The organism is Streptomyces davaonensis JCM 4913 (genome assembly GCF_000349325.1).
GTDB classification, from domain to species: Bacteria; Actinomycetota; Actinomycetes; order Streptomycetales; family Streptomycetaceae; genus Streptomyces; species Streptomyces davaonensis.
This window is the reverse complement of the sequence record NC_020504.1, coordinates 3,548,472-3,567,906: the sequence shown is the minus strand read 5'-3', so window position 1 is coordinate 3,567,906 and position 19,435 is coordinate 3,548,472. Positions and strand designations below refer to the sequence as shown.

Sequence of the window (19,435 nt, the reverse complement as noted above, 5' to 3'; positions counted from 1 at the left end):
ACCTGGTGTAACGCGCAGGCAATCTAGGTCACGGTGTCGCAGAAGCGGAACCCCTCGTCCGCATATCGGTCCGGGAAGATCGCCTCAACAGCAGCGGAACCCCTGGCGGGGGTCCGACTCCTGGCGGTCCGTCCGCATCCGCTCGAAGTCGCGCCGCGTCGGCACGGGTGCCGTCGGGTGGTCCTTGCGGAGGTGGGCGGTGTAGCGGTCGTAGGCCGATTCGTCGGTGAGTTCACGGACGTACCAGCGCATCGCCCTAAGTGCCCGCCGGAGTGACCGCATCGCGCTGCTCCTCCTTCTCCTCGCGGGTCGGGAACAGTCCCGCCGGGGCGACGAGTTTCGACTCGACGTAGGGCGCCTCGCTCAGCGTGGACAGGGCGGGGCGGCGGATGTGCCGGACGCAGACGCGGGCCGCGTCCACGATGACCACGATGATCAGGAGGGCGAGGGCCGCCGTGAGGACGCCGTCCACCGTGGAGTTGGTGACCACGGTGTGCATGTCGTCCATGGTCTTCGCGGGCGGCAGGATCTTCCCGTCGTCGATCGCGTCCTGGAACACCTGGCGCTGCTTGAAGAAGCCGACCCTGGGGTCGCTGGAGAAGACCTTCTGGTAGCTGGCGGTCAGCGTGACCGTGGCGTCCCAGGCGAGCGGAATCCCGGTGATCCAGGCCCACTTGAGGCGCCCGGACTTCACCAGCAGGGTGGTGCAGACCGCGAGGGCGACGGCGGCCAGCAGCTGGTTGGAGATACCGAAGATCGGGAAGAGCTGGTTGATCCCGCCGAGCGGCTCATGGACGCCGACCCACAGGAAGTAGCCCCACAGCCCGCACACGATCGCGCTGCAGATGACCAGGCCCGGCTTCCAGCTGATCTGCTTGAACGGGCGGTAGACGTTGCCGAGCATGTCCTGGAGCATGAACCGGCCCACGCGGGTACCGGCGTCCAGCGCGGTCAGGATGAACAGCGCCTCGAACATGATCGCGAAGTGGTACCAGAAGGCCCGCAGACTGTCCCCGGTGATCTGGGAGAAGATGTCCGAGATGCCGACGGCGAGGGTGGGCGCACCGCCGGTGCGCGAGAGCAGGGACGCCTCCTCCACGTTCTTCGCCGCCTGGGCGAGGTCCTCGGGGGAGATCTGGTAGCCCCAACTCCCCACCACCTGCGAGGCGTTCTGCACGCTGTCGCCGATGACCCCGGCGGGCGCGTTCATCGCGAAGTACAGGCCCGGGTCGATGATGCTCGCCGCGACCAGCGCCATCACGGCGACCGACGACTCCATCAGCATGGAGCCGTAGCCGATCATCCGGACCTGGGTCTCCTTCTGGATCATCTTCGGGGTGGTGCCGGAGGAGATCAGCGAGTGGAAGCCGGACAGCGCGCCGCAGGCGATGGTGATGAAGACGAACGGGAAGAGCGAGCCCGCGAACACCGGGCCGTTGTCGCGCGAGGCGAAGTCCGTCACCGCGTCCATCTTCAGCGTCGGCAGCGCGAGGACGACACCGAGGGCGAGCAGGAAGATCGTGCCGATCTTCATGAAGGTGGAGAGGTAGTCGCGGGGCGCGAGCAGCATCCACACCGGCAGGATCGAGGCGATGAACCCGTACGCCACCAGCCAGACGACCAGCGTGGAGGGCGCTAGGGTGAACGCGTCGGCCCAGGAGGACTCGGCCACCCAGCGGCCCGCGATCAGCGCGAGCAGCAGCAGCCCTACGCCGATCAGGGAGACCTCGCTGACCCGGCCGGGGCGCAGGACGCGCAGATAGAAGCCCATCAGCAGGGCGATCGGGATGGTCATCGCGATGGAGAAGGTGCCCCAGGGCGACTCGGCCAGGGCGTTGACGACGACGAGGGCCAGCACCCCGAGCAAGATGATCATGATGGCGAAGGTGGCCAGGATCGCCGCCGCGCCACCGAACGGGCCGATCTCCTCGCGGGCCATCTGACCGAGCGAACGCCCGTCGCGGCGGGTGGAGAAGAACAGCACCACCATGTCCTGGACGGCGCCCGCGAAGATGACGCCCGCGATGATCCAGATGGTGCCGGGCAGATATCCCATCTGCGCGGCCAGCACCGGGCCGACCAGCGGTCCGGCCCCGGCGATGGCCGCGAAGTGATGACCGAGCAGGACGCGCCGGTCCGTCGGATGGAAGTCGATGCCGTTGTCGAGCCGTTCCGCCGGGGTGGCCCGGGTGCGGTCGACCTTGAGGACCTTGTACGCGATGAACTTGGCGTAGAAGCGGTAGGCGATGGCGTACGAGCCGAGGGCCGCGGCGACCATCCAGGCGGCGGAGACCTCCTCGCCGCGGGCCAGCGCGAGCACCGCCCAGCCGGTGCCGCCGATCAGCGCGACGAGGGTCCAGATGACGATGGTTCGAGTGTTCGCAGTGCGCACCGGGTCGTCCTCCCGTCCATGCGATGAGGGGAGGACCGTAGAACAGGAACAGCAGGGGCGCTACACCACGTGCACTAAGTAGTTCGAACCTTCAACAGACCTACTCTTGCGGACGCTTGAGCCTGGCTACGAACTTGTACCGGTCGCCGCGGTAGACCGAGCGCACCCATTCCACCGGCTGGCCGTCGCGGTCCAGGGAGTGCCGGGACAGCATCAGCATCGGCAGGCCCACGTCCGTGCCGAGCAGGCCCGCCTCGCGCGGGGTGGCGAGGGAGGTCTCGATGGTCTCCTCGGCCTCGGCGAGGTGGACGTCGTAGACCTCGGCGAGTGCGGTGTAGAGCGAGGTGTACTTGACCAGCGAGCGGCGCAGGGCCGGGAAGCGCTTGGCGCTGAGGTGGGTCGTCTCGATGGCCATCGGCTCGCCGTTGGCCATGCGCAGGCGCTCGATGCGCAGGACGCGGCCGCTGGCGGTGATGTCGAGCAGGTCGGCGAGGCGGTCGTCGGCGGTGATGTAGCCGATGTCCAGCAGTTGGGACGTCGGCTCCAGACCCTGGGCGCGCATGTCCTCGGTGTACGAGGTGAGCTGGAGCGCCTGGGAGACCTTCGGCTTCGCGACGAAGGTGCCCTTGCCCTGGATCCGTTCCAGCCGCCCCTCGACGACCAGTTCCTGGAGGGCCTGGCGCACCGTCGTGCGGGAGGTGTCGAACTCCGCGGCGAGGGTCCGCTCGGGCGGGACGGGGGTGCCCGGTGCCTGTGTCTCCGTCATGTCGAGCAGATGCTTCTTCAAGCGGTAGTACTTCGGCACACGCGCGGTACGGACGGCGGCCCCACCCTCGTTCTCCGCACTGCTGACGTCGGTGCTCATGCTCTGCCTTCCAGGCTCCGGCTGCGGCTCACATCGTGATCCCTTCTATATACCCTCACCACCACTTTTGGTCTAGTCCATAGAGCCAAGTGGTCTAGCGGACGAGAGTACTCCGCCGCCGTTCTTTTCGCTGCCTTCTTACTTAAAGGTTCCTTCATATGTAGGTCGCATAACGGCTGGTCAGAGCCCTTTCCGGCACCCTTGACAGGATTTTTGGTCTGGTCCAAGCTCCACCTACTGGTCTACACCATTGGTCCAGGTCCCGGCCCATGGGCGGGGGGTTCATGGGCATCCCTGAGGAGGGTGGCGTGAAGCGCAAGCTGATATCCGCGATCGGTGTCGCGGCAATGATGGTCTCCATCGCGGCGTGTGGGAGTGACGACGGCGACGGCGACGGGGGCGGCAAGCCTGGCGCGGACGGCTACGCGGGCCAGACCCTCACTGTCTGGGTGATGGACGGTTCCTCCCCCGACCAGTGGCAGAAGGACGTCGCCGCCGCCTTCGAGAAGAAGACGAAGGCGAAGGTCAAGTTCGAGGTCCAGCAGTGGAACGGCATTCAGCAGAAGCTGACGACCGCCCTGTCGGAGGAGAACCCGCCGGACGTCTTCGAGATCGGCAACACCCAGACCCCGGCCTACGCCAAGACCGGCGGCCTGGCCGACCTGGCCGACCTGAAGACCGAGATCGGCGGCGACTGGGTCGAGTCCCTGAACGAGTCCTCCGTCTTCGACGGCAAGCAGTACGCGGCGCCGTGGTACTTCGCCAACCGTGTCGTCCTCTACAACAAGGGCATCTGGGCCGACGCGGGGATCAAGGACACCCCCAAGACGCGGGACGAGTTCTACGAGGACCTGAAGACGATCGGCGAGAAGACCGACGCCGAGCCGATCTACCTGCCCGGCCAGAACTGGTACCACTTCGTCGGCCTCACCATCGGTGAGGGTGCCGAGCTGGTGAAGAAGGACGGCGACAAGTACGTCTCCAACCTGGACGACCCGAAGGTCGCCGCCGCCATGGAGACGTACCAGAAGTTCCAGAAGCTCTCCAAGGCCCCGAAGGACAAGGACGAGGCCACCCCGCAGCAGGGTGAGGTCTTCGGCAAGGGCAAGGTCGGCGCTTTCATCGGCATGGGCTGGGAAGCCGGTATCGCGATCGAGGCCAACCCGAAGATCGAGAAGGAGATCGGCTACTTCACCATCCCGGGTGCCACGGCCGACAAGCCCGAGGGTGTCTTCCTCGGCGGCTCCAACCTCGCCGTCGCCGCGGGCAGCAAGAAGCAGGACCTCGCCAAGGAGTTCCTGCGGATCGCCCTCTCGGACGAGTTCGAGGGCCAGCTCGCCAAGGAGAACGGCGTCATCCCGAACAAGGAAGCTCTCCAGAGCAACCTCGCGGGCAACGCCGTCGCCGAGGCCGCCGCGCCGGCCGCCGCGGGCGGTGGCACCACGCCGCTGATCGCCGAGTGGGCCGCCGTCGAGAACGCGCCCAACCCGATCAAGACCTACATGACCGCCGTTCTGAACGGCAAGTCCCCGGCCGAGGCCGCCGCCCAGGTCGAGGAAGAGTTCAACAAGCGTCTGTCGCAGCAGCAGTAGGCGCACCCGGGCGGGAGCCGTCGAGACGGCTCCCGCCCCCGCGTATCGGTAGGTCGAGGAGGAAGAGAACGCGAGCATGACCGTGCAGACAGAACGGCCGCCCTCAGGCCCGGCGGACGTCCGCAAGGACCCCTCGGGATCCGGCGGCTCCACCCCGAGAGCCGCGTCCCGCATCGGCGCGCTCGCCCCGTACCTTCTGCTGCTGCCCGCCCTCTCGGCGACCGTGCTGCTGCTCGGCTGGCCGCTGCTGAAGGACGCGCTGCTGTCGTTCCAGAACCTCAACATGGCGCAGCTGATCCAGCACGTCACCGAGTGGAACGGCGTCGACAACTACACCGAGGTCCTCGGCAGCGAGGACTTCTGGCGTGTCACCGTGCGCTCGGTCCTGTTCACGGCGGCCAATGTCGTCCTGACCATGATCTTCGGCTCGCTCGTCGGCCTGCTGCTCGCCCGGCTCGGCCGGCGCATGCGGTTCACGCTGATGATCGGCCTGGTGCTGGCCTGGGCCATGCCCGTGGTCGCCGCCACCACCGTCTACCAGTGGCTCTTCGCCCAGCGCTTCGGCGTGGTCAACTGGGTGCTGGACAAGCTCGGCTGGCACTCCATGGCCGACTACAGCTGGACCAGCGACCAGATGTCCACGTTCTTCGTGGTCACCATGCTGATCGTCTGGATGTCGGTCCCGTTCGTCGCGATCAACCTCTACGCGGCCACCACGACCATCCCGGCCGAGCTGTACGAGGCCGCCTCCCTGGACGGCGCCGGTGCCTGGAAGAGCTTCGCCACGGTGACCTTCCCGTTCCTGCGGCCCTTCCTCTACGCGACCACGTTCCTCGAAGTCATCTGGATCTTCAAGGCGTTCGTGCAGGTCTACACGTTCAACCAGGGCGGCCCCGACCGCCTCACCGAGATCCTGCCGGTCTACGCCTACATCGAGGGCGTCGGCAACCAGCACTACGGCATGGGCGCGGCCATCGCCCTGCTGACCATCCTGATCCTGCTCGGCCTCACCGCCTACTACCTGCGGATCGTGCTCAAGCAAGAGAAGGAAGAGGAGGCCGGGCTGTGAAGCGCTCGCTCTTCGGCCGTATCTGGCCCAACGCCACGGCCATCGTCCTGTTCATCGGCTTCGTCTTCCCCGTGTACTGGATGTTCGCCACGGCGTTCAAGCCGACCGGCGACATCATCTCCGAGGACCCGGTCTGGTTCCCGACCGACATCACCTTCGAGCACTTCAAGACCGCGACCGGCGTCGACAACTTCTGGACCCTGGTCACCAACTCGCTGACCGTGACGATCCTCGCGGTCGTCTTCTCCCTGGTCATCGCCCTCGCCGGGGCCTTCGCGCTGGCCCGGATGCGGTTCAAGGGGCGGCGCGGCTTCATCATCGGCTTCATGCTGGCGCAGATGGCGCCCTGGGAAGTCATGATCATCGCGATCTACATGATCGTCCGGGACGCCGAGATGCTCAACAGCCTCGTCCCGCTGACGGCCTTCTACACGATGATGATCCTGCCCTTCACCATCCTCACCCTGCGCGGTTTCGTCGCCGCGGTGCCGGCCGAACTGGAGGAGGCGGCCATGGTCGACGGCTGCACCCGCGGCCAGGCCTTCCGCCGCGTCATCCTGCCGCTGCTGGCGCCCGGACTGATGGCCACCTCGCTGTTCGGCTTCATCACCGCCTGGAACGAGTTCGCCCTCGTCCTCGTGGTGAACAAGGAGGCCCACGCGCAGACCCTCCCGCTGTGGCTGACCAGCTTCCGCACCGTCTTCGGCGACGACTGGGGGGCGACCATGGCGGCCTCCTCCCTCTTCGCCGTCCCGATCCTCATCCTCTTCGTCTTCCTCCAGCGCCGCGCCGTCAGCGGACTGACCGACGGCGCCGTGAAGGGATAACGCAACCCGATGACGACATTCGCCAGCGACACCCTTACGCGGGACGCGCTGACCGTCCTCCAGCCGGGCTTCCCCGGCACCACCGCCCCCGACTGGCTGCTGCGTCGCCTCGGCGAGGGCCTTGCCTCCGTCGGCCTGTTCGGCCGCAACATCGCCACGCCGGAACAGGTCGCCGCGCTCACCGCCCAGTTGCGGGCCGAGCGCGAGGACGTCCTCGTCGCCATCGACGAGGAGGGCGGCGACGTCACCCGCCTGGAAGTGCGCACCGGCTCCTCCTTCCCGGGCAACCACGCCCTCGGTGCCGTCGACGACGTCGACCTCACCCGCGCGGTCGCCCATGAGCTGGGCCGCCGACTCGCCGCCTGCGGGGTCAACTTCGACTGGGCCCCGTCCGCGGACGTCAATTCCAACGCCGCCAACCCGGTCATCGGGGTCCGCTCCTTCGGCGCCGACACCGACCTGGTCGCCCGGCACACGGCCGCCTATGTCACCGGTCTCCAGGCGGCGGGCGTGGCCGCCTGCACCAAGCACTTCCCGGGCCACGGCGACACCGCGATCGACTCGCACGAGGCGATGCCGCGGATCGACCTGGACCTCGACGTCCTCTCGGAGCGCGAACTGATCCCGTTCCGTGCGGCCATCGCGGCCGGCTCGCGGGCGATCATGACCGCCCACATCCTGGTCCCGGCCCTGGACGCCGGCCTCCCGGCCACCCTCTCCCGCCCGATCCTCTCCGACCTGCTGCGCGGCGAACTCGGCTACGACGGCCTGATCGTCACCGACGGCATGGAGATGCAGGCCATCGCCTCCGCCTACGGCATCGAGCGCGGCAGCGTCCTCGCCCTCGCGGCCGGCGCGGACGCGATCTGCGTGGGCGGCGGCCTCAACGACGAGAACACCGTACGGCGCCTGTGCGACGCCCTGGTCACTGCCGTACGCACCGGTGAACTCCCCGAGGAACGCCTGGCGGAGGCCGCGGAACGGGTCCGCGCCCTGGCCCGCTGGACGGCGAGCGCGGCCTCCGCGCGGAACACGGAACCGTCGGACGTCGGCATGGTCGCGGCCCGCCGAGCCCTGCGCGTGACGCCGACCGAGGCCCACACACCGCTGACCGAGCCCCCCTACGTCATCGCCCTGAGCCCGGTGGCCAACATCGCGGTCGGCGACGAGACCCCCTGGGGCGTCGGCGCCGAACTGGCCGAACTGCTCCCCGGCACCGAGACGGCCGACGGCACGGACGAGTCCGCGGCCGAGACGACCCTTCAGGCGGCGGGCGACCGCCGCATCGTGGCGGTGGTCCGCGACGAGCACCGCCACGAGTGGATGTCCAAAACCCTGGACACCCTGCTGCGAGCCCGCCCCGACACCATCGTGGTGGAGATGGGCGTTCCCCAGTCCACCCCACGAGGTGCTCTGTACATAGCGACCCACGGCGCGGCCCGAGTCTGCGGACGAGCGGCGGCGGAGGTCATAGCGGGCCAGTAGCGGCTACGACGAGAAAGGCGCCGGTTCCCAGGAAAGGGAACCGGCGCCTTTTCACGTGCCTCAAATCCCCTGCCACTCCGGCTTATTGACATAGGTGTGCCGGAAATAGTCCGCCAGCTTCAGCTTGGAAGCCGCACCCTCATCGACAACAACGGTCGCATGCGGATGCAACTGCAACGCCGATGCAGGACACACCGCAGCAACAGGCCCCTCAACGGTCGCCGCAACGGCATCAGCCTTGCCCAACCCCGTGGCGAGCAGCACCAGATGCCGAGCCTCCAGGATCGTGCCGATCCCCTGAGTGATCACATGGTGCGGCACCTGCGAGATGTCCCCGTCGAAGAAGCGCGCGTTGTCCACCCGCGTCTGCTCCGTGAGCGTCTTGATCCGGGTCCGCGAGGCCAGCGAGGAACACGGCTCGTTGAACCCGATGTGCCCGTCGGTCCCGATCCCCAGCAACTGAAGGTCCACGCCCCCGGCCCCGGCCAGCGCCGCGTCGTACGCCTCGCACGCCGCCTGGACGTCCTCGGCCGTACCGTCCGGGCCCATGAACGCGTCCATCCCGATCCCGAGCGGCTCCAGCACCTCACGCCGCAGCACCGAGCGGTACGACTCCGGATGCTCGGCCGGCAGCCCCACGTACTCGTCGAGCTGGGCGATCCGCGCCCGCGAGGTGTCCACGGCACCGGAGCGCACCTTGGCCGTCAGCGCCTGGTAGATGGGCAGCGGCGTCGAGCCGGTGGCCACCCCGAGCAGGGCCTCAGGCTTGCGCCGCAGGAGCTGCGCCATGGCCTCGGCGATGAGCTCGCCACCCGACTTGGCGTCCGGAACGATGACAACTTCCACGCTGGGCCTGCCGATCTGAAGAGGGGACTCAACCGGTACCCGAGAGGGCTATGTGGTTTAGACCAATCTAACAGAGGAGGGCCCTCGCTCCCAGGCGAACGCGGGCCTCCGCAAGGGCAGGCTAGGCGGCTATTGCAGGCTCAGCAGGGAACCTCCCGTCGCGTCCATGTGCTGCCCGGTCACCCAGCGGGAGTCGGGTGAGGCCAGGAATGCCACCACATCGGCGACCTCGGCGGCCGTACCCACCCGCCGGAACACCGACACCGACTCGGCGTGCGCTCGCATCCCAGGGTCGGCCAGCACCGCGCTCGTGAGGTCGGTGTCGATGAATCCGGGCGCGACCGAGTTGGCGGTGATGCCGCGCGCGGCCAGCTCGACCGCCAGCGACCGGGTCAGCGCCGTCACCGCACCCTTGGCCATATGGGTGGCGGCGATACCCGGTATGCCCGCGTCCGTGGCCGCCGTGACATTGATGATCCGCCCGTCGTCGCGCAGTCGGCCGAGTCCCTGCCGGATGATGAAGAACGGCGCCCTGGCATTGAGCGCGTGGGCCCGGTCGTAGAGCTCCTCGTCCGTGTCGCCGATGGTCGCGAAGGTCGCCGCCCCCGCGTTGTTCACCAGGATGTCCACGCCGTCCGCATGCCGGTCGAAGGCCTCCCAGAGGGCCTGCGCGTCCCCCGGCACCCCCAGCTCCGCCCGGATGGCGAAGGCGCTGCCGCCCGCCGCCTCGATCCCGGCGACCGTCTCCTTTGCCGCTGCCTCGCTGCTGCCGTAGTGCACGGCAACCCGTGCGCCGTCGCGCGCCAGCCGCTCGGCCACCGCCCGCCCGATCCCCCTGCTCGCCCCCGTGACCAGCGCCGTCCTGCCCGTGAGCACGCCCATGTCGGACCCCCTGAATTCTCTATCGGTCGCTACAGAAAGACCGTAGCGCAGGGTGGACCCATTTCTCTAGTGCCCGCTATAAAATGCACTCCATGGTGAGCACCGAAGGCCCCCGTTCCACCCCGGCCCGCCGCGGCCGCCCGCGCTCCTTCGACCGGGAGACCGCGCTGGAGAAGGCGATCATGGCCTTCTGGGAGCACGGCTACGAGGCGACCTCCGTCTCCGACCTCACCCGGACCATGGGCATCGGCGCCCCGAGCCTGTACGCGGCCTTCGGTGACAAGCGGGCCCTGTTCGACGAGGTCCTGGTGGAGTACGGCAAGCGCTATGCGGCCTTCGGCGAGCGCGCCCTGGCGGAGGAGCCCACCGCCCACTCCGCCGTACGACGCATCCTGCGCGAGGCCGCCGTGCGCTACACCACCCCAGGCCGGCCGCAGGGCTGCCTCTTCGTCCACGCGGCCGCCGATTGCACCGGCTCGGAGGTGGGGGAGTCCCTGCGGGACAGGCGCAACGCCACCATCGCCGCCGTCGAGAGCCGGGTGCGGGCGGACATCGCCGCAGGTGAACTCCCCGCCGACACCGACGCAGGCGCGCTCGCCCGGCACACCGGCGCAATCATTCAAGGGATGTCCCTACAGGCGCGCGACGGCGCGAGCCGTGCGGAGTTGGAGGCGCTCGCGGAAATTGCCCTGTCCATCTGGCCCCGCACATCAACCCACAAGGGTTAGGCTGCAACGAACATCCTTCAACGCATGGACACGCCGAGTGGTCTAGTCCACAATGGTGTTCAAGAGTCCATGTGATACGCGGACGCGAAACTTCCGTCTTCCCCGCACAGGAGGACGGACCGAGGAACCGAGGCTCTCTGCCCTGACTGCCCCGTTTCCTCATCCTTCGGCCGACCGGGACCGCACACCCCACGGCCGATGTTGCTCCGGGCTGCGGTGCCGGGAGGGTTGAGGGTCCCTCCCAGGCGCCGCGGCCCGCGGGTGTTTTAGGACGTCCACATACCCCCAGGTACGCTCGCACCTGTGCCCTCCATGAACGAACTGGTCCACCAGCACACAGCCCTCGACGAGTCCGACCTCGAGTGGCTCCATCTGCTGGTCTCGGAGTGGCAGCTGCTCTCCGACCTCTCCTTCGCCGACCTCGTCCTGTGGGTCCCCACCCGCGACGGCACCCGGTATGTGTCGGTGGCCCAGATGCGGCCCAACACCGGCCCCACCTCCTACCAGGACGACATGGTCGGCCATCTCGTCCCGCGCGGCCGCCGCCCCATGCTGGACGCCGCCCTCGACGAGGGCCGCATCGTCCGCGAGGGCGACCCCGAGTGGCGCGAGGAGGTCCCGGTCCGGGTCGAGTCGATCCCGGTACGACGGGACGGACGCGTCCTCGGTGTCATCGCGCGCAACACCAACCTGCTGACCGTGCGCACCCCGAGCCGTCTTGAACTGACGTATCTGCAAAGCGCCTCGGACCTCGCGCAGATGATCGCGGCCGGGTCCTTCCCGTTCGCGAACCAGCAGGTCGACATGGACGCCTCGCCCCGGGTCGGGGACGGACTGATCCGGCTCGACGCGGACGGCATCGTCCAGTACGCCTCCCCGAACGCCCTCTCCGCCTACCACCGCCTCGGCCTCGCCGCCGACCTGGTCGGCCACCACCTGGGCAACGCCACCGCCGAACTCGCCCCGACCCATGGCCCGGTGGACGAGGCGCTCGCCAAGGTGGCCAGCGGCTGGGCGCCCCGTGAGTTCGAGATCGAGTCCGAGGACGGGGTGATCCAGTTCCGGGCGATCCCGCTCAAGCCCAAGGGCACCCGCATCGGTTCGCTCGTCCTGCTCCGCGACGTCACCGAACTGCGCCGCCGCGAACGCGAGTTGATCACCAAGGACGCCACCATCCGGGAGATCCACCACCGGGTGAAGAACAACCTCCAGACGGTCGCCGCGCTGCTGCGCCTCCAGGCCCGGCGCATCGAGTCCGACCGCGGCCGGGAGGCCCTCGAAGAGGCGGTGCGCCGGGTCGGCTCGATCGCGATCGTGCACGAGACGCTGTCCCAGAACCTGGACGAGCGGGTGGAGTTCGACGAGATCGCCGACCGGGTGCTGGCGATGGTCGCCGAGATCTCGCCCGGCAAGGTCACCGGCCGGCGCACCGGCCGCTTCGGCATCCTGGACGCGGAGGTCGCCACCCCGCTGTCGATGGTGCTGACCGAGGTTCTCCAGAACGCCCTGGAACACGGCTTCCGTCAGGGCGAGACCGGAACCGTCGAGGTCTCCGCGGTCCGCGGCGGCACCACCAAGGAGGCCCGTCTCCTGGTCACCGTCCAGGACGACGGCGTAGGACTGCCGGAAGGATTCGATCCGCACACCGCGGGCAACCTCGGCCTCCAGATCGTACGGACCCTGGTGGAGGGGGAGTTGGGCGGTACGTTCGACATGGTGCCCGCGCCCGAGCGCGGTACGCAGGTCATCCTGGACATCCCGGTGCGGGCGCACAAATAGCGGTCCCGTGCACAGCAGAAAGCCTCGGACCGGTGATCGGTCCGAGGCTCGTGCTCGTGCGTGCTATGCGCTCGGGGGTACTGCGCGCTGCGGCTCGGGGGCGGGAGATGCGTACTCGCTGTACGCGCCGCCAAGCTCAGGCTGTCAGCAGGGGTGGGTACGTCAGGCGGAGGCCTGACGGGCCCGGTTGCGGGCGGCACGGCGCTTCATCGCGCGACGCTCGTCCTCGCTGAGACCACCCCAGACGCCGGAGTCCTGACCGGACTCGAGCGCCCACTGAAGACACTGCTCGATAACCGGGCAGCGACGGCAGACGGCCTTGGCTTCCTCGATCTGCAGCAGCGCAGGACCGGTGTTGCCGATGGGGAAGAAGAGCTCGGGGTCTTCCTCGCGGCAAACGGCGTTGTGACGCCAGTCCATGGCTGCTACCTCTCCTTGGTATTACGTGCAAGTTGCTTGTGAATGTGAACGCTTTCACGAATCCCTCAACAAGTGAAGGGCCGACCGTCAGGTTTCCCTGGCGTGGTCCTGGGTTTTGAAGAGGGGTTCCGGTGGCCTGTGGACGCTGGTGTTGCGGGCTGTCCCGACCGCCACGTAGAGACTCGCAAACCTCAGCGGCGGATACAACCCCTTCCGGAAAGTTTTTTTTGATTCCTCGGTGTCGACTAGGTCACAGCCGTACTTCCATGGGGTGGACCCTGGCCTAAACGTTCGAGTGAAAGGACTTTGGCCCCTTCTGCTCACACAATCACACGCAGTGCACGGCGTACGCCTGTGAACGTCACGCTGGTTCGCAGTCCCAGGTGGTCGCCGTCCATCTGGAGGGGCAACGGGACCTTCGAATGCAAGGTGAACTGGTCCAGGTCGTGCAATGAGGCGGCATGCTTGCCCTGCGGTCCCCGCTCGGGGGACGAAGTGAGCAACTGGGTCGCATACCGGGCAACCGCGACCGTGGACATCCGGCTGAGACCCAGTACGTCGAGCCCCGTATCGAACGAAGCCTTAGGCGCCGCGTACACCGGGCGATTGCCCAGATAGGTCCACGGAGCGGTGTTGCAGACTATGGAGAGCACCAAATCGGTCACCGGTTCGGCGCCCGGCCGCTCCAGGGTGATCGTGCCGTGCCGCCGGTGCGGCTCCTGGAGGAACTGACGCAGGGCCTGGCGCATATAGAGGGCGTGGGTGGACTTCCGGCCCCGCTCGCGCTGCTGCTCGACCCGGCCGACCACACCCGCGTCGAAGCCGAGCCCCGCGCAGAACGTGAACCACCGTTCGGGCACCCCTTCGTCCTCGGTGCCCGGCGTCCCCGCGGCGATGCCCATGCCGACCGTCCGCTCCCTGCTCTCGCTCAGCGCGTCCAGCAGGACGCCGGTCGCCTCCACCGGCTCATTGGGCAGACCCAGGGCGCGGGCGAAGACATTGGTGGACCCACCGGGGACCACCGCGAGCCGCGGCAGGCGCTCGGGGTCAGGGCCGGCGTGCAGGAGGCCGTTGACCACCTCGTTGACCGTGCCGTCGCCGCCGAGGGCCACCACCAGATCGATGTTCTGGCTCTCCGCCGCCTGCCGGCCGAGGTCGCGCGCATGGCCGCGGTACTCGGTGGTGACCGCCTCCAGCTTCATCTCACTGGCGAGTGCGTGGATCAGGACATCGCGCGTACGTGCGCTTGTGGTGGTTGCCGCCGGATTGACCACGAGAAGTGCACGCATGGATGGCAGGGTACCTACTGGGGGGTACCGATCCCACACCGAACAGAGATCCAATATGAGAATCGGTGCGTGAACCTTGCCACGGGCGCCTGTCGCACGCCCCGGGCACCCACGGGGGCGGACCAGGCGACGGCTACCCTTCAGGGGTGAGTGCTGAAGCGAACCCCGCCCCGGAAGCCGGACCCCGCCCGCGGCGGCTGACGTACGCGGCGGCGCTCGCCGCGCTGGAGGGGCTCGCCCTGGTGGTCGGCGGGGTCTGGATCCTCGTCCTGGGGCTCACCGGCGACCCGGACGACCGTCAGCAGGCCGTCACCGGCGGAGTGACGCTGGTGGTGCTGGCGCTGCTGCCCCTGCTGGCCGCCCGCGGGCTGCTCGCCCGGCGCAGCTGGTCGCGCGGTCCGGCCGTCATCACCCAGATCATGGCGCTGCCCGTCGCCTACAACCTGCTCCAGGCCGACAGCATGGCCATCCCGGCCGGGATCGCCCTCGCGGTGGTCGCCGTCGCCGCGCTGGTGCTGCTGCTGAACGGGGAGACCACCAGGGCCCTCGGGATCCGGGGGCCCGGCAACGCGTCGCAGTAGGTCCTGGCGGACCTACTCCTCGACCAGCAGCTTCTCCCGCAGCTGGGCCAGGGTGCGCGCCAGCAGGCGCGACACATGCATCTGCGAGATGCCGACCTCCTGGGCGATCTGCGACTGGGTCATGTTGCCGAAGAACCGCAACAGCAGGATGCGCTTCTCGCGCGGCGGCAGATCCTCCAGCAGCGGCTTGAGGGACTCGCGGTACTCGACGCCCTCCAGCGCCTCGTCCTCGGCGCCCAGGGTGTCCGCCACGGCCGGCGACTCGTCGTCGGTGTCGGGGACGTCCAGGGAGAGCGTGGAGTAGGCGTTGGCGGACTCCAGGCCCTCCAGCACCTCCTCCTCCGAGATGGCCAGCTTCTCGGCGAGCTCATGGACCGTGGGGGAGCGGCCGTGCTGCTGGGACAGCTCCGCCGTGGCCGTGGTCAGTGCGAGGCGCAGCTCCTGGAGCCGGCGCGGGACGCGCACCGCCCAGCCCTTGTCGCGGAAGTGCCGCTTGATCTCACCGACGACCGTCGGGGTCGCGTACGTGGAGAACTCCACCCCGCGATCCGGGTCGAAGCGGTCGACCGACTTGATCAGGCCGATGGTGGCGACCTGGGTGAGGTCGTCCAGCGGCTCGCCGCGGTTGCGGAAGCGGCGGGCGAGGTGCTCGACGAGCGGCAGATGCATCCGGACCAGCTGGTTGCGCAGCTCCGCGTACTCCGGGCTGCCGTCCTTCAGCTCGCGCAGCTCGACGAACATGGCGCGCGCCCCGCTGCGGTCCTGCGGCTCCCGGTCCGGTGCCTCGTGCTGCGTGGCCGGCACGGCCTGATCGTCGTCTCGCTGGTGCTCGCTCATCGTCCCGCCCGTCGCCCTCTGTCGAGCTCTAGTCTCAGCCCGGCCGGGGGTGCCCCCGATTTGCCTCTGGTGAGGCGAGTCCTGCACGGCGCTGTCCGGCACACCCGCCCGCGCGGTGGCCGCGTTGTCCTCGGGGTGCGGCCTGGCCTGCTCGGGAATGCCGTCAACGCCGTCCGCCAAGTGTCGGGAACCGCCCGGAGCGACTGCGTCGCCAGCGTTCTCGGCCGGCAGCTCCCGTGTGCCGCGCTCTTCGTCCCGCACCGGCCCGTCCCCGTCCCTCACGCCGGCCCGGGTCCCGCGCCGCGCTGTTTGTAGAGGCTGATCGAAACGGTTTTGTCGTCGTCCACGGCGGAGGAGACCTTGCCCGCGAGAGCGGACAGCACGGTCCAGGCGAAGGTGTCTCGTGACGGTGCGTGACCGTCGGTGGTCGGCGCCGAGACGGTGACCTCCAGCGAGTCGTCGACGAGCCGGAAGACACAACTGAGCACCGAGCCGGGCACGGCCTGCTGAAGCAGGATCGCGCAGGCCTCGTCCACTGCGATGCGCAGGTCCTCGATCTCGTCGAGGGTGAAGTCCAAACGGGCCGCGAGGCCGGCAGTCGCCGTACGCAGCACCGACAGGTAGGCACCCGCAGCCGGCAGCCGGACTTCCACGAAGTCCTGGGTCGCGGGCTCGCCTGCGATCTGGGACACCCTCACCTCCAAGGTGGTACAAGCTTTTCGGGGCCGAGGGTCGCCCCCCGGGGTAACGCGATGTGTGGTTCAGCGGTGACGCTATCGCGCTCCGAACTTTTCTGTCCCCGGGACCCCAACCCCCTGCTGTCACTCATAGTAAACCTACGGATACGCTCCGTGGCTAGGGGTTCGGCGGCCCCAAATGGGAAGAGCGCGCGCCGGGTTGACGTACCCAGGCGTCAGACGGTCGAACCGTCCGGATCCGGAGTCGTACCGGTCACACCAGAACGTGGTCCACGAAGCACCACCGCCAGCTCTCGCCGGGTTCGAAGGTCCGCATCACCGGATGACCGGAATCCTTGTGGTGCCCGGCGGCATGCCGTCCGGGCGAGGAGTCGCAGCAGCCGATGTGACCACAGGTGAGGCACAGCCGCAGTTGTACCGGATGGGTGCCGTCCGCCAGGCACTCCGGACAGGTCTCGCTGAGCGGACCGGGTTCCGGGTGCGGCAGCGCATCGGCGTGCGTGCACTGTTTCATGATTGCCAGGTTACGACGGGCGCGCGGAAGGCCGCGCGGAAAAACCAGGGTGGGCGAACGGGATGAGTGAGAGCGGGCGAGGTCCATGGACGTGATGCCCCTGCTGTTGTTGGTGGCGGGCAGCGCCGTGGTGGCCGCGGCCGCCCGGCGGACCCCGGTCCCGGCGCCGCTGCTGCTGGTCACTGTGGGCCTGGTGGTGTCGTATCTGCCGGGGGTGCCCGAGTACACCCTCGACCCGCACATCGTGCTGCCGCTCATCCTGCCGCCGCTGCTGCACACGGCCGCCACCGACAGTTCCTATCTCGATCTGCGGGCGCAACTGCGGCCCGTGGCGCTGCTGTCGGTCGGGTACGTGCTTTTCGCGACGTTCGTGGTGGGCTGGGCCGCCTACATGATCGTGCCGGAACTGCCGCTGACCGCGGCCCTGGTGCTGGGCGCGGTGGTGGCGCCGCCCGACGCGGTCGCGGCCACGGCGGTCGCCCGCCGGGTGGGGCTGCCCTCGCGGATCACCACGATTCTCCAGGGCGAGTCCCTGGTGAACGACGCGACCGCGATCACTGCCTACCGGGTGGCGCTCGCTGCCGCGGTCGGCGAGGGCGCCACCTGGGCCGGCGGGATCGGCGAGTTCCTGGTCGCGGCGATCGGCGGCATCGGCATCGGTCTCGTCCTGATGGTGCCGATCCACTGGCTGCGCACCCATGTGAAGGAGGCGCTGCTCCAGAACACCCTGTCGCTGCTGATCCCGTTCGTCGCCTACGCGGTCGCCGAGCAGGTGCACGCCTCCGGAGTGCTCGCCGTGGTGGTCGTCGCGCTCTATCTGGGGCACCGCGCGTGGGAGGTCGATTTCGCGACCCGCCTCCAGGAGGAGGCCGTATGGAAGATGGTTGCCTTCGTCCTCGAATCGGCGGTGTTCGCGCTCATCGGACTCCAGCTGCCGGTGGTCCTCAAGGACCTCGGCGAGTACGAGGGCGGGCGCGCCGCCTGGTACGCGATCGCGATCTTCCTGGTGGTCGTGGTCTCCCGGTTCGTCTGGGTCTACCCGGCGACGTTCCTGCCGCGCATGCTGTCGGCGCGGATCCGGAAGCGGGAGGAGAACCCCACCTGGAAGGCGCCGTTCATCATCGCCTGGGCGGGCATGCGCGGCGTGGTCTCCCTGGCCATCGCCTTCTCCATCCCGCTCACCGTGCACGGCGGCGAGGACTTCCCCGAGCGCAATCTGATCCTGTTCCTGACCTTCACCACGGTCATCGGAACCCTGGTCGTCCAGGGCGTCACACTGCCCCCGCTGATCCGGATGCTGAAACTGCCCGGCCGCGACGTCCAGGCCGAGACCCTCGCCGAGGCCAACGCCCAGGCGCAGGCGTCCCGGGCCGCCGAACGGCGCCTGGACGAACTCCTCTCCGACGAGCGCAACGCCCTGCCGGACCCGCTCGCCGACCGGCTGCGCACCGTCCTCGAACGCCGCCGCAACGCCGTCTGGGAACGCCTCGGCCAGGTCAACCCGGTCACCGGCGAAACGGTCGACGACACCTACCGGCGACTCTCCCGGGAGATGATCAGCGCCGAACGCGAGGTCTTCGTCAAGCTCCGGGACCTGCGCTACATCGACGACGAAATGCTCCGCACCCTGCTCCGCCGGCTGGACCTGGAGGAGGCGGCGGCGTTCCGGGAGGCGGAGTGACGGGGCCGCGCGTCTACGGGAACGGGCGGCCGGTGACGACCGCCACGATCGTCGTCCCGCGCGGGAACGCGCCCTCCTCGACGAGGGTGAGCAGGCCGTACAGCAGCTTGGCGACATACAGACGCTCGAGCGGTACGGCGTGGCGGTGCTCGAAGTCGGTGGCGAAGGCTTCCAGTTCGGGGGTGGTGCGGGCGTAGCCGCCGAAGTGGAAGCGGTCGTCGAGGGTCCAGGTGCCGCGGGGGCCGCCGAACGCGGTGTGCTGGAGGGCCCGTATTTCGTCCGTCAGGAAGCCGCCCATCAGGACGGGGACGCCGAGCGCCCGCTGGTCGGGGGCGAGGCCCGCGGCCAGGCCGGCGAGGGTGCCGCCGGTGCCGCAGGCGAGGGCGACGAGGTCGGCGCGGCCCCGGAGCTCCTGGCCGAGGGCCTGGCAGCCGAGCACGGCGAGGGCGTTGCTGCCGCCCTCCGGGACGACATACGCCTCCTCGGCGCCCGCCGCGCGCAGGATCGCCGCCAGGGCGTCCGCCTCCGTCTTTCGTCGGTACGTCGATCTGTCGACGAAGTGCAGGCGCATGCCGTCGGCCGTGCAGCGGGCGAGGGAGGGGTTGAGGGGGCGGTCCGCCAGTTCCTGGCCCCGGACCACGCCGACCGTGGGGAGGCCGAGGAGGCGGCCCGCGGCGGCCGTGGCGCGCAGATGGTTGGAGTACGCGCCGCCGAAGGTGAGGACGGTCCGGCCGGCCGCCGCGGTGAGGTTCGGCGCGAGTTTGCGCCACTTGTTGCCGATCAGCTCCGGGTGGATCAGGTCGTCGCGCTTGAGCAGCAGACGGACGCCGAAGCGGGCGAACCGGTCGTCGACGACCTCGTCGAGCGGCGAGGGAAGCCGGGGATGAAGGACGTCGAGGCTGGTCACCGTGCCATTGTCGCCCGGCGTGGCAGCGGGGGACGGAACGGGC

At 69.0% G+C, this 19,435-nt stretch carries 19 protein-coding genes; 8 read left to right on the top strand and 11 right to left on the bottom strand.

Features of this window, described 5'->3' with window-relative positions:
- Window positions 1-84: 84 nt before the first annotated feature.
- The 3 genes from BN159_RS15395 to BN159_RS15385 form a co-directional block, all read right to left on the bottom strand.
- On the bottom strand, window positions 85-282 hold the full coding sequence (locus tag BN159_RS15395; RefSeq protein WP_015657905.1) for a CstA-like transporter-associated (seleno)protein: 198 nt from the start codon (window positions 280-282) through the stop codon (window positions 85-87).
- Window positions 257-2,392 (bottom strand): carbon starvation CstA family protein, encoded by a 2,136-nt coding sequence (locus tag BN159_RS15390; RefSeq protein ID WP_015657904.1) that lies wholly within the window; start codon window positions 2,390-2,392, stop codon window positions 257-259. Before BN159_RS15390 ends, BN159_RS15395 begins: the two co-directional genes overlap by 26 nt.
- A 100-nt stretch (window positions 2,393-2,492) precedes the next feature.
- Entirely contained in the window at window positions 2,493-3,257 is a 765-nt protein-coding gene (locus BN159_RS15385) for a GntR family transcriptional regulator (RefSeq protein WP_015657903.1), read from the bottom strand.
- Window positions 3,258-3,565: 308 nt separating this feature from the next.
- Between BN159_RS15385 and BN159_RS15380 the strand changes: the two genes are divergently transcribed.
- The 4 genes from BN159_RS15380 to BN159_RS15365 all read left to right on the top strand — a co-directional run bounded on the left by BN159_RS15380 (window position 3,566) and on the right by BN159_RS15365 (window position 8,230).
- On the top strand, window positions 3,566-4,849 hold the full coding sequence (locus tag BN159_RS15380; RefSeq protein ID WP_041819344.1) for an extracellular solute-binding protein: 1,284 nt from the start codon (window positions 3,566-3,568) through the stop codon (window positions 4,847-4,849).
- Between the two features lie 76 nt (window positions 4,850-4,925).
- On the top strand, window positions 4,926-5,918 hold the full coding sequence (locus tag BN159_RS15375) for a carbohydrate ABC transporter permease (protein WP_015657901.1): 993 nt from the start codon (window positions 4,926-4,928) through the stop codon (window positions 5,916-5,918).
- Window positions 5,915-6,745 carry a carbohydrate ABC transporter permease gene (locus BN159_RS15370; protein WP_015657900.1) on the top strand — a complete coding sequence of 277 codons (831 nt, stop codon included), beginning with the start codon at window positions 5,915-5,917 and terminating at the stop codon, window positions 6,743-6,745. Before BN159_RS15375 ends, BN159_RS15370 begins: the two co-directional genes overlap by 4 nt.
- Before the next feature lie 9 nt (window positions 6,746-6,754).
- Window positions 6,755-8,230, top strand: coding sequence for a glycoside hydrolase family 3 protein (locus BN159_RS15365; protein WP_015657899.1), 1,476 nt, complete (start codon window positions 6,755-6,757; stop codon window positions 8,228-8,230).
- 60 nt (window positions 8,231-8,290) lie between these two features.
- Here BN159_RS15365 and nagB read toward each other — a convergent pair whose 3' ends face one another.
- On the bottom strand, window positions 8,291-9,076 hold the full coding sequence (gene nagB, locus BN159_RS15360; RefSeq protein WP_015657898.1) for a glucosamine-6-phosphate deaminase: 786 nt from the start codon (window positions 9,074-9,076) through the stop codon (window positions 8,291-8,293).
- A gap of 129 nt (window positions 9,077-9,205) precedes the next feature.
- On the bottom strand, window positions 9,206-9,958 hold the full coding sequence (locus BN159_RS15355) for an SDR family oxidoreductase (protein ID WP_015657897.1): 753 nt from the start codon (window positions 9,956-9,958) through the stop codon (window positions 9,206-9,208).
- Window positions 9,959-10,041: 83 nt separating this feature from the next.
- On the opposite strand from BN159_RS15355, the gene BN159_RS15350 reads away from it, so the two are divergent.
- Both BN159_RS15350 and BN159_RS15345 read left to right on the top strand, forming a co-directional pair.
- Entirely contained in the window at window positions 10,042-10,686 is a 645-nt protein-coding gene (locus BN159_RS15350; protein WP_015657896.1) for a TetR/AcrR family transcriptional regulator, read from the top strand.
- 312 nt (window positions 10,687-10,998) lie between these two features.
- Entirely contained in the window at window positions 10,999-12,465 is a 1,467-nt protein-coding gene (locus tag BN159_RS15345; RefSeq protein WP_015657895.1) for a sensor histidine kinase, read from the top strand.
- 162 nt (window positions 12,466-12,627) lie between these two features.
- On the opposite strand, the gene BN159_RS15340 is transcribed toward BN159_RS15345, so the two are convergent.
- Together BN159_RS15340 and BN159_RS15335 are read right to left on the bottom strand one after the other, a co-directional pair.
- On the bottom strand, window positions 12,628-12,885 hold the full coding sequence (locus BN159_RS15340; RefSeq protein ID WP_003992873.1) for a WhiB family transcriptional regulator: 258 nt from the start codon (window positions 12,883-12,885) through the stop codon (window positions 12,628-12,630).
- 320 nt (window positions 12,886-13,205) lie between these two features.
- On the bottom strand, window positions 13,206-14,174 hold the full coding sequence (locus tag BN159_RS15335) for a diacylglycerol/lipid kinase family protein (RefSeq protein ID WP_015657894.1): 969 nt from the start codon (window positions 14,172-14,174) through the stop codon (window positions 13,206-13,208).
- Between the two features lie 146 nt (window positions 14,175-14,320).
- Here BN159_RS15335 and BN159_RS15330 point away from each other — a divergent pair, with 146 nt between their 5' ends.
- Window positions 14,321-14,755, top strand: a complete 435-nt coding sequence (locus BN159_RS15330; RefSeq protein ID WP_041819342.1) for a hypothetical protein — start codon at window positions 14,321-14,323, stop codon at window positions 14,753-14,755.
- A gap of 12 nt (window positions 14,756-14,767) precedes the next feature.
- On the opposite strand, the gene BN159_RS15325 is transcribed toward BN159_RS15330, so the two are convergent.
- The 3 genes from BN159_RS15325 to BN159_RS15315 form a co-directional block, all read right to left on the bottom strand.
- The gene (locus BN159_RS15325; protein ID WP_086016433.1) at window positions 14,768-15,874 is read right to left on the bottom strand and encodes an RNA polymerase sigma factor SigF; all 1,107 of its coding nucleotides are present in this window, start codon (window positions 15,872-15,874) and stop codon (window positions 14,768-14,770) included.
- Window positions 15,871-16,284: an ATP-binding protein gene (locus tag BN159_RS15320; RefSeq protein WP_015657891.1), complete on the bottom strand. Its 414-nt coding sequence runs from the start codon at window positions 16,282-16,284 to the stop codon at window positions 15,871-15,873. The genes BN159_RS15325 and BN159_RS15320 overlap by 4 nt, the downstream gene beginning before the upstream one ends.
- 259 nt (window positions 16,285-16,543) lie before the next feature.
- Window positions 16,544-16,804, bottom strand: coding sequence for a UBP-type zinc finger domain-containing protein (locus BN159_RS15315; protein ID WP_041819340.1), 261 nt, complete (start codon window positions 16,802-16,804; stop codon window positions 16,544-16,546).
- An 85-nt stretch (window positions 16,805-16,889) separates the two neighbouring features.
- On the opposite strand from BN159_RS15315, the gene BN159_RS15310 reads away from it, so the two are divergent.
- Window positions 16,890-18,485 (top strand): Na+/H+ antiporter, encoded by a 1,596-nt coding sequence (locus tag BN159_RS15310; RefSeq protein WP_041819337.1) that lies wholly within the window; start codon window positions 16,890-16,892, stop codon window positions 18,483-18,485.
- 13 nt (window positions 18,486-18,498) lie between these two features.
- On the opposite strand, the gene BN159_RS15305 is transcribed toward BN159_RS15310, so the two are convergent.
- On the bottom strand, window positions 18,499-19,392 hold the full coding sequence (locus tag BN159_RS15305; RefSeq protein ID WP_041821366.1) for a 1-aminocyclopropane-1-carboxylate deaminase/D-cysteine desulfhydrase: 894 nt from the start codon (window positions 19,390-19,392) through the stop codon (window positions 18,499-18,501).
- Between the last annotated feature and the right edge of the window lie 43 nt (window positions 19,393-19,435).